General features: G+C 63.3%; 9 protein-coding genes, 1 tRNA gene and 1 pseudogene. 3 read left to right on the top strand and 8 right to left on the bottom strand.

From position 1 onward, the window contains the following. On the bottom strand, positions 1–748 hold a 748-nt coding region (locus tag QZY06_RS05130; RefSeq protein ID WP_295681077.1), incomplete at its 3' end, for an NADP-dependent isocitrate dehydrogenase. A gap of 392 nt (positions 749–1140) precedes the next feature. On the opposite strand from QZY06_RS05130, the gene QZY06_RS05125 reads away from it, so the two are divergent. After that, positions 1141–1216: transfer RNA gene (locus QZY06_RS05125), tRNA-Asn, on the top strand. A gap of 121 nt (positions 1217–1337) precedes the next feature. Here the strand turns inward: QZY06_RS05125 and QZY06_RS05120 are convergent. The 7 genes from QZY06_RS05120 to grxD form a co-directional block, all read right to left on the bottom strand. After that, positions 1338–2522 carry a pyridoxal phosphate-dependent aminotransferase gene (locus QZY06_RS05120; protein WP_295681073.1) on the bottom strand — a complete coding sequence of 395 codons (1185 nt, stop codon included), beginning with the start codon at positions 2520–2522 and terminating at the stop codon, positions 1338–1340. 148 nt (positions 2523–2670) lie between these two features. Beyond that, on the bottom strand, positions 2671–4962 hold the full coding sequence (locus tag QZY06_RS05115) for an NADP-dependent malic enzyme (RefSeq protein WP_295681070.1): 2292 nt from the start codon (positions 4960–4962) through the stop codon (positions 2671–2673). A gap of 117 nt (positions 4963–5079) precedes the next feature. Next, positions 5080–6300, bottom strand: a complete 1221-nt coding sequence (locus tag QZY06_RS05110) for a Coenzyme F420 hydrogenase/dehydrogenase, beta subunit C-terminal domain (RefSeq protein WP_295681068.1) — start codon at positions 6298–6300, stop codon at positions 5080–5082. Then, complete coding sequence (locus tag QZY06_RS05105; RefSeq protein ID WP_295681065.1) at positions 6297–7058, bottom strand: molybdopterin-binding protein; 762 nt, start codon at positions 7056–7058, stop codon at positions 6297–6299. Before QZY06_RS05105 ends, QZY06_RS05110 begins: the two co-directional genes overlap by 4 nt. Before the next feature lie 37 nt (positions 7059–7095). Next, complete coding sequence (locus QZY06_RS05100; protein WP_295681062.1) at positions 7096–7473, bottom strand: type II toxin-antitoxin system PemK/MazF family toxin; 378 nt, start codon at positions 7471–7473, stop codon at positions 7096–7098. After that, entirely contained in the window at positions 7463–7699 is a 237-nt protein-coding gene (locus QZY06_RS05095; RefSeq protein WP_295681059.1) for a type II toxin-antitoxin system PrlF family antitoxin, read from the bottom strand. The genes QZY06_RS05100 and QZY06_RS05095 overlap by 11 nt, the downstream gene beginning before the upstream one ends. 211 nt (positions 7700–7910) lie before the next feature. After that, positions 7911–8231, bottom strand: coding sequence for a Grx4 family monothiol glutaredoxin (grxD, locus tag QZY06_RS05090; RefSeq protein WP_022975533.1), 321 nt, complete (start codon positions 8229–8231; stop codon positions 7911–7913). A 202-nt stretch (positions 8232–8433) separates the two neighbouring features. On the opposite strand from grxD, the gene QZY06_RS05085 reads away from it, so the two are divergent. Beyond that, positions 8434–9009, top strand: coding sequence for a Fe-Mn family superoxide dismutase (locus QZY06_RS05085; protein WP_295681053.1), 576 nt, complete (start codon positions 8434–8436; stop codon positions 9007–9009). A gap of 67 nt (positions 9010–9076) precedes the next feature. Further along, positions 9077–9255, top strand: a pseudogene (locus QZY06_RS05080) (ornithine carbamoyltransferase); the annotation flags it as partial.

The following is a 9255-nucleotide window of genomic DNA, read 5'->3' as shown; positions in this document are numbered from 1 at the left end:
CGCTGGCCTTGTGCGCGTCTTCGATCTCGTTCTCGTAGAACTCGCACAGCGCCTTCTTGCTAATGAACATGCTGTCGATCACTTCGGCAGCCTGCAGCGCGACTTTGGGCTTGAGCACCAGCGCCTTGCCGGAAGCGGTGATCAGTTCCATCTTCACGTCGCGCGCCTTGTCCAGCGTCATCGACTTCTCGCCGTGGTAGAAGTCGCCGCTGTGCATATGCGAGACATGGCTGCGCGAGGCCTGGCTCCAGGGCGCCATGCTGTGCGGATGCTTGCGGGCGTAATCCTTGACCGCCTTCGGCGCGCGGCGGTCGGAGTTGCCTTCGCGCAGCACCGGATTGACGGCGCTACCCAGGCACTTGTTGTAGCGGAGACGGATCGCTTTCTCCTCATCGCTCTGCGGCTTCTCGGGAAAATCAGGCAGCGCATAGCCCTTGCCCTGCAGTTCCCGGATCGCGGCCACCAGCTGGTTCTGCGAGGCGCTGATATTGGGCAGTTTGATGATGTTGGCGTCTGGCTCCAGCGTCTTCTTGCCGAGCTCGGCCAGGGTGTTGGGGACCTTCTGCTCGTCGGTCAGGAAATCCGGAAACTCGCCGAGGATGCGCGCCGCGACCGAGATGTCGGTCGTGTCTACCTGGATGCCCGCTGCCTCGGTGAAGGTACGAATGATCGGCAGGAAGGCGCAGGTGGCGAGCAGGGGAGCTTCATCGGTCAGGGTGTAGATGATCGTCGGCTGCGGAGTGCTCATGGTCTGATCGTTCTGATTGCGGTGGCCCCAGCTGGCGAAGTGAACGTCAGCCTCCGCCGGATCTGGCCAGCGAAGCGCGTGCACTGCTGCTGGAGTCTTATGGGTGTCTTCGCAAGACTCTCGCGGACTTTCGACGGCGGCGGGTCGGCGCTATCGACGACACGGCGCGGTAATTGAAGGTCCGTCGGTATGGTACCCGGCCTCGGGATCGAAGCAATGCCGAAGGGCACCACTCTCGCAGATGGGCAGCGGGATCAGGCTGCGAAGGCAGCAGCATCTGAACCTGGTGGTGTGAAATCGTGGTGGGTGCCGGCACGGCATCGAAGCGACGAAATCGATGCAGATGATGTTGCTTTGCCGGCAACTTCCGTTAGAATGCGCGCCTGCCGAATTCCCTGATAGCTCAGTCGGTAGAGCAAGTGACTGTTAATCACTGGGTCGTAGGTTCGAGTCCTACTCAGGGAGCCACGCAGAAAACCAGCCCGCCTCGCGCGGGCTTTTTTGTGGCCGATGACCTGCCCTTGCCGGCACCAGAAAGTCCAAAAAAGAAGGCCCGCACGAGCGGGCCTTCTGTCAACACGGCAGCGCGTCAGCCGCGTGCGTATTCGTCGATGCGCTTCAGGCTTTCGACCAGCACCTTGTCGCTGGTCGCGAACGACAGGCGCATGTGGCCCGGCGTGCCGAACGCCGAACCCGGCACCAGCGCCACCAGCTTTTCCTTCAACAGGGCGTCGGACAGCTGCAGATCGTCTTCGAAGCCCTTGGCCTTCATCAGGCCGGAGACGTCCGGGAACGCGTAGAAGGTGCCGTCGCCCGGCAGGCACTTGATGCCTGGGATCTTGTTCAGGCCGTCGACCAGCAGATCGTGGCGGCGCTTGAAGGCTACGGTCATCTCGGCCACGCAAGCCTGATCGCCGTTGAGCGCGGTTTCAGCGGCCACCTGGGCGATCGAGGTCGGGTTTGAGGTGCTCTGGCTCTGGATGTCGGCCATCGCCGTGATCAGCCACTTCGGACCGCAGGACCAGCCCAGACGCCAGCCGGTCATCGCGTAGGTCTTCGACACCGCGTGGATCAAGATGGTCCGCTCGTACAGCTCCGGGCAGGCGTTGACGATGTTGGCGAACGGCTCCGGCGCCCAGAGGATCTTTTCGTACATGTCATCGCTGGCGATGATGATCCGCGGGTACTTGAGCAGCACCTCGCCGAGCGCCGCCAGCTCGGCCTTGGTGTAGGCCATGCCCGAGGGGTTCGACGGCGAGTTCAGGAAGATCAGCCGCGTCTTCGAGGTGATCGCCGCCGCCAGCTGCGGCGCAGTGATCTTGTAGCGCGTCGAGGCATCGGTCGGCAGGATCACCGGCTTGCCGTCGGCGAGCAGCACCATGTCCGGATAGCTGACCCAGAACGGTGCCGGAATGATCACCTCGTCGCCGTCATTGAGCAGCGCCTGGCAGAGGTTGTAGCAAGCCTGCTTGCCGCCGACCGACGCCAGCACCTGGTTCGGCGCGTAGTCCAAACCGTTATCGCGCTGATGCTTGGCGATGATCGCCCGCTTCAGGTTCGGCGTGCCGCCCACCGGCGTGTACTTGGTGAAGCCATCGGCAATCGCCTTCACGGCGGCGGCCTTGACGTGCGCCGGCGTGTCGAAGTCCGGTTCACCGGCGCCGAGGCTCAGCACATCGAGACCCTGCGCTTTCAGTTCACCGGCCTTGGCGGTGACGGCGAGAGTCGGAGAGGGCTTGATACGGCCCACGCGGGCGGCGAGCGTCTGGTCCACGATATGTCCTGTTATGTCCTGTTGCGAAAGCAGCAATGAAGGCAGCAAAAAAGCGGGCGAAGGATACTGGAACTTGGCGGTCACGCCCAAGGCGGGCGAGCCACTTTAAGGCGACCAATGCTGCGGTTTGCGATGAGATAAACCCTGCTCAGGCCACGCCCTTGGCGGCTTCCATGACCGTCAGCGCCACCATGTTGACGATGCGGCGCACGGTCGCCGACGGGGTCAGGATATGCACCGGCTTTGCGCAGCCGAGCAGCACCGGCCCGATCGCGACATTGTTGCCGGCGGCGGTCTTCAGCAGGTTGTAGGCGATGTTCGCGGCATCGAGATTCGGGCAGACCAGCAGATTGGCCTGGCCGGTCAGTGTTGATTCCGGCAGCACCGAGCGGCGCAGCGCCTCGTCCAGCGCGCAATCGGCGTGCATCTCGCCGTCGACGATCAGCTCCGGCGCCTGTTCGCGGAGCAGGCGCAGGGTTTCGCGCATCTTCAGCGCGCTCGGTGAATCGCTGGAACCGAAGTTCGAGTGCGATAGCAGCGCCGCCTTCGGTTCGATGCCGAAGCGGCGAATCGCTTCAGCGGCCATCACGGTGATCTCGGCGAGCTGGGCGGCGGTCGGATCGACATTGACGTGGGTATCGACGATGAACAGCTGGCGGGTCGGCAGCACCACGCCGTTCATCAGCGCGTAGCAGTTGGCGCCTTCCTTCAGGCCGATCACCCGGTCGATGTACTGCAGGTGACGCCAGGTGGTGGTGAAGGTGCCGCAGATCATGCCGTCGCCCTCGCCCTTCCTGAGCAGCATCGAAGCAATCAGCGTGGTGCGGCGGCGCATCTCGATGCGCGCGTACTGCGCAGTCACGCCGCGGCGCGCCATGATCGTCTGGTACTCGCTCCAGTAGTCGTGATAGCGCTCGTCGTATTCCGGATTGACGACATCGAAATGCTCGCCGGCCTTGATCCGCAGGCCGTGCTTGGCGATTGCCAAGGCGATGACTTTCGGCCGGCCCACCAGGATCGGCCGCGCGAGCTTTTCGTCGACGACGATCTGCACCGCACGCAGCACGCGCTCGTCCTCGCCTTCGGCAAAGATGATCCGGCTCTTGTCGGCCGGCACCCGACGCGCCGCCGCGAACACCGGCTTCATCAAGGTGCCGCTGTGGTAGACGAACTGCTGCAACTTCTGCCGATAGGCGTCGAAATCCTCGATCGGCCGGGTCGCCACGCCGGAGTCCATCGCCGCCTGCGCAACGGCCGGCGCGATCTGCACGATCAGGCGCGGATCGAAGGGTTTCGGAATCAGATACTCGGGGCCGAACGACAGGTCCTCGATGCCGTAGGCATTGGCCACGACGTCGCTCTGCTCCAGCCGCGCAAGCTCGGCAATCGCCCGCACGGCAGCAATTTCCATCTCCCGAGTGATCGTCGTCGCGCCGGCATCGAGCGCGCCACGAAAGATGAAGGGGAAGCACAGGACGTTGTTGACCTGGTTCGGATAATCGGTGCGGCCGGTGGCGATGATCGCGTCGTCGCGGACGCTGCGCACCTCGCTCGGCAGGATTTCCGGTGTCGGGTTGGCCAGCGCCAGGATCAACGGCCGGGTCGCCATGGTTTTGACCATCTCCGGTTTCAGCACACCGCCGGCGGACAAACCCAGAAAGATGTCGGCATCCGGGATCACTTCGGCCAGCGTGCGGGCCTCGGTGGCCTGCGCGTATCGGGCCTTGTCCTCGTCCATCAGCTCGGTGCGGCCCTGATAGACGACACCGGCGAGATCGGTGAGCCAGACGTGCTCGATGCGAATGCCGAGTTCGACCAGCAGTTCGACGCAGGCGAGTGCTGCCGCACCCGCACCGCTGACCACCAGCTTGACCGCGCCGATGTCCTTGCCGACCACCGCCAGACCGTTGCTGACCGCCGCGCCGACGATGATCGCGGTGCCGTGCTGGTCATCGTGGAAGACCGGAATCTTCATCCGCTCGCGGAGCTTGCGCTCGATGTAGAAGCACTCCGGTGCCTTGATGTCTTCGAGATTTATGCCGCCAAAAGTCGGTTCGAGCGCGGCGATCAGTTCGATCAGCTTGTCCGGATCGCGCTGCTCGACTTCCAGATCGAAGACATCGATGCCGGCGAATTTCTTGAACAGCACCGCCTTGCCTTCCATCACCGGCTTGGCCGCCAGCGGACCGATTGCACCAAGACCGAGCACGGCTGTGCCATTGGTGATCACCGCCACCAGATTGCCGCGCGCGGTGTAGCGGAAGGCGTTGGCCGGGTCCTTGACGATCTCCTCGCAGGCCGCCGCGACCCCAGGCGAATAGGCCAGTGCCAGATCATTCTGGTTGACCATCTGCTTGGTCGGCATGACCGCGAGCTTTCCGGGAGTCGGAAACTCGTGATATTCGAGCGCGGCCTTGCGCTGGGCGTCGATCGGATTCATGCGCGAAGATCTCAGGCTGTTCTACGGGACGCGCATTCTAGGGAGTCTGCGAGGGTTAACCCTCATCGCCCATGCATTTCCGCCGGTCAATGCGTGCATGACGCGGAAGACTAAGGCTCAGCGCGGTGGCGTTTCGTCGGAAGACGGCTTCAGGCCATAGGCCTCGACCAGCTTCCAGACATGCGCCGGCACCATCGATTTAAGCCGCCGCGGCATTTCGCGGCGCAGGTGAACGACGGTCTCCACCGCTTTCATCTCGACCCGTGCTCGCGCGAATTCCAGGCCGCGTGGCCCGACTCTGGGCATCAGCCAGCCCACGATCGGCTTCAGCCAATCCGGCATCCGCCGCAGCGGCAAGCCACCGGCGGCACGCTCGGTATTGGCGAGAAATCCCTTGACCGGCCCGGCACGCTTGCCGGCACTGCCCGGCGTCGACAGACGCACTTCATCGCCGAGCAGCTTGAGCAATTCCGCACCGCGCGCATTGCGGACGATCAGCCATTGCTCGCCCTCGCCGCCCATGTAGCCGACGGTGATGTCGGCGAGCACATTGGTGTAGTCGACGCAGGTGCGGCAGGTCAGCGGAAAGAAGTCGCGCGGCAGTTTCGAGATCGGCAACTGCAGGAACGGAATGGTCCGGTGACGGCCATCGTCGAAGCGCAGTTCGACGTGGTAATCGGCGCGGAATTCCAGGTAGCTGATCGTGTCGGGCTTGTCCGACAGCAGGTCGAGGAAGGTATGGAAGTTCTCGGTCGTGGTGTTGTCCGAGCAGGGCGTGCCGATCACGTAGAGGCGATCGAAACCGAGTTCCGCTTCGAGCGCACGCAAGGCATAGACCTGACAGGGAATGCCGATCACCGCGAGGCGTTTGTGGCCCGCGGCGTACGCCGGCTCCAGCAGCGCCAGCAGCGGTGCGTAGCCCATGCGCATGCCGCGACAGGCCGCGAGGTCTTCTGCCCGCGTAACCAGCACCGGCACCGGGCGCCAGCGGTCTGCAGGGTCGGCGGTCATCGTCAGCACCGCGTCGACGGCGCCGGTTTCGAGCAGGCGCTCGGCGATTCTCGTGGTGATGCCGGTCCATTGCGCGCCGGGCTTCGGCTTCGCAAGTGCCGCGCGGTGCATCTGCTGATGTGGGCCGAAGAAGGTTTCGTCGGGCCGCAAGGCATCCCGTGCCCGGCCGTGAACACGGGTTTCCAGCGCCGGGTAATCCGGCTTGATGAACTGGCAGGCGCGGCCGCAGCGGCCGGGTTCGCTGGAGCGCGAGATACCGCAATCGGTACACAGCTCGCGAGCTGCCGCCGGCCGCAACCCGGAGTCAGCGGCCGGCGTTGCGCTCACGGTAGTCGCAGGTCTTCGATGCGAATATCGCCGCGCGCCAGCAATCGCTCGCGGAACCAGCGGGTCGCCGCTTCGGCGTCGGCCTTCGGACCCTTGATGCCGAACTCGATATGCCGCTCGCGTTCGGGCGTACCGCGGAACGGCAGGCTGGCGAGCTTGATCGGCGGGTAGGCGCTCAAGGTGGCTTCCATCAGATCGATCAGATCGCCCTCGCCACCCGAGCCATAGGCGCGGAAGGTGAACTCGACCGGCGGCTCGGCGTTGTGCAGGGCCTGCAGACGCTCGTCGAGCACCCATTCGAGCATCGGCCAGGCCATTTCCGGAAAACCCGGCACGAAGTAGCAGTTGCCGACATGGAAGCCGGCGATGTTGTTGATCGGGTTCGGAATCAGCCCCGCGCCGAGTGGGAAATCGGCCATCAGTACGCGGTTCGGCCAGGCCTTGTCACCGTACTGACGCTCGATGATCGCCAGCGCTTCGGGATGGCGGGCAATCGGCACGTCGAAAGCGCGCGCTGCCGCTTGCCGCGTGCGGTCATCCGGAGTGCCACCGATGCCGCCGCAGGACAGCAGCACGTCGCCGCGTGCCCGTGCGGACCGGATCAGCTCCGCAATCTGCAGCTCGTCATCGCCGGCAAAATGTGCCCACTCAAGGCTGATGCCGCGCGCGTCGAGCAGCTCGATGACTTTCGGCAGGTGCTTGTCCGGCCGCTTGCCGGACAGCAGTTCGTCACCGACGATCAGAAGACCTACTGCCATCTCCATCCCTCCTTGTTTCTCAGTTCCACGCTCAAGGCTATTCGCGCGGCGCGTCGCGAGCCAGCAGGGCTTGCAGCGAAAGACTGACGCCAGCCTGATCACTCGCCGTCAGCCGGCCGGCACGACGCAGGATCAGCCGGTGATCCAGTGTGAACAACTTCATGCGGGCAACCGAAGGTGCCGGCAGACCGGCTGCGGCAAGATCGGCGATCGGCGTATCGAGTGGCCAGGCATCGCGGCCCTCTTTGCTGCTGGTAATCATCGCCAGCACCGAGTGGCCGATTTCCGCGTTGAAGTTGGCTTTTGACGACAGCACCAAGGCCGGACGGCGCTTGGCGGAGTCACGATCGGTAAACGGAAAGGGCACGACAACGACATCGTAGGCATCGAGCTGCTCGAGCTCTTCAGAGGTCACGATAAGCCGCCTCATCGTCGTCGGACGACCACTCGGAAGCCAAGGTGCCGTTCAGCGCGCGAGCATATTCGGCATCGAACGGCTGCTGTTTCCGCAGATAGACAACTCCCCGTTCGTTGATCTCGAACCGCACCACGTCGCCGGATTTCAGGCCCAGCGCTTCTCGGACCGGCTGCGGAATCGTGGCCTGGTACTTGGTGGTCAGACGGCTGGCAATATCACTCATCGGCGGTCCATTGGTAATGGCGTATTACCAAATTACTGCCATCGCGGCTTGGTAGTCAAGCCTATGTCTGGACGAATCCACCTTGCTCGTTCACGCAAAGATGCAGCTGGCCCGGTCCTATTGATGCCGGGATTTCCTGGTGACCGTTGTACGCGGCCCAACAAAAAACGCCCGCGCAAGGCGGGCGTCTTCGGAACGGCTGAATCAGCGATCAGGCAGCGACGGTCGCTTCCTTGAGCATCTTCTGCAGTTCGCCGGACTGGAACAGGTCGAGCGTGATATCGCAGCCGCCGACCAGTTCGCCCTTCACGTACAGCTGCGGGAAAGTCGGCCAGTTGGCGAACTTCGGCAGCGCGCGATAAACCTCTTCGTCTTCGTAGATGTTGACGTAGGCGTACTCGGCACCGCAGCTATTGAGAGCCTTGATGACGCGTGAAGAAAATCCGCACTGCGGAAAATCGGGAGTGCCCTTCATGTAGACAATGATCGGGTTCTGGGTAACCTGCTGCTTGATTCTTTCGAGTGCGTCCATGGTCCTGTCCGTGATGGCTGAGGCGGGGAATGACCGGATTTTAACACCCGGAAGGATCAGCTACATTGAAGCCGCCCTTCGGGCACATCGGCAATGCTAAAATCGCGCCATCGATGGGATCGCAGTCGACCTCCGTCCGACCTGCATTTCATCGGACACTGAACCCGTCGGAACCGTCAACCCGCCTTTACGAGTAATTTCCATGACCTTTGCCCTGCCGGAACTGCCTTACGCCCGCGAAGCACTCGAGCCGCACATGTCGCGCGAGACCTTCGAGTACCACTACGGCAAGCATCACAAGGCCTATGTCGACATGGCCAACAAGCTGATCGTCGGTACCGAATTCGAGAACGCGTCGATTGAAGACGTGATCAAGAAGTCGTCCGGCAAGCTGTTCAACAACGTCGCTCAGATCTGGAACCACACCTTTTTCTGGCACTGCCTGACGCCGAGCCAGGCCGCCCCCGGCAAGAAGCTGACCGACGCGCTGGTCAAGACCTTCGGCGGCATCGAAGACTTCAAGAAGCAGTTCACCGAAGCCGCCATCGGCACCTTCGGCTCGGGCTGGGCTTGGTTGGTCAAGAAGTCCGACGGCACGCTGGCGATCGTTTCCACCACCGGCGCCGGCAACCCGATGACCAATGGCGACACGCCGCTGCTGACCTGCGACGTCTGGGAACACGCCTACTACATCGACTACCGCAACGCGCGTCCGACCTATCTCGAGCACTACTGGAGCCTCGTGAACTGGGAGTTCGTCGAGAAGAACCTCGGCTGATCGATTGCCGTATCGCTGCACACAGGGCCGCTTCGGCGGCCCTGTTCATTGGGGGACCTGAAACACCATGACGCGCCACTTCCTGAAGCTCAGCGACGCCACGCCGGATGAGCTGCACCGCATCGTGCTGCGTGCCATGGCGCTGCGTCAGCAGCGTGTGTTTCCCGACCGCCCGTTCGCCGGCCGCACGCTGGCGATGATCTTCTCGAAGAACTCGACGCGCACGCGCGTGAGCTTCGAATCCGG

Source organism: uncultured Nevskia sp. (assembly GCF_903885465.1).
Taxonomy (GTDB): Bacteria; Pseudomonadota; Gammaproteobacteria; order Nevskiales; family Nevskiaceae; genus Nevskia.
The sequence above is the reverse complement of the archived record's forward strand: the minus strand, read 5'-3'. Positions and strand labels throughout refer to the sequence as shown.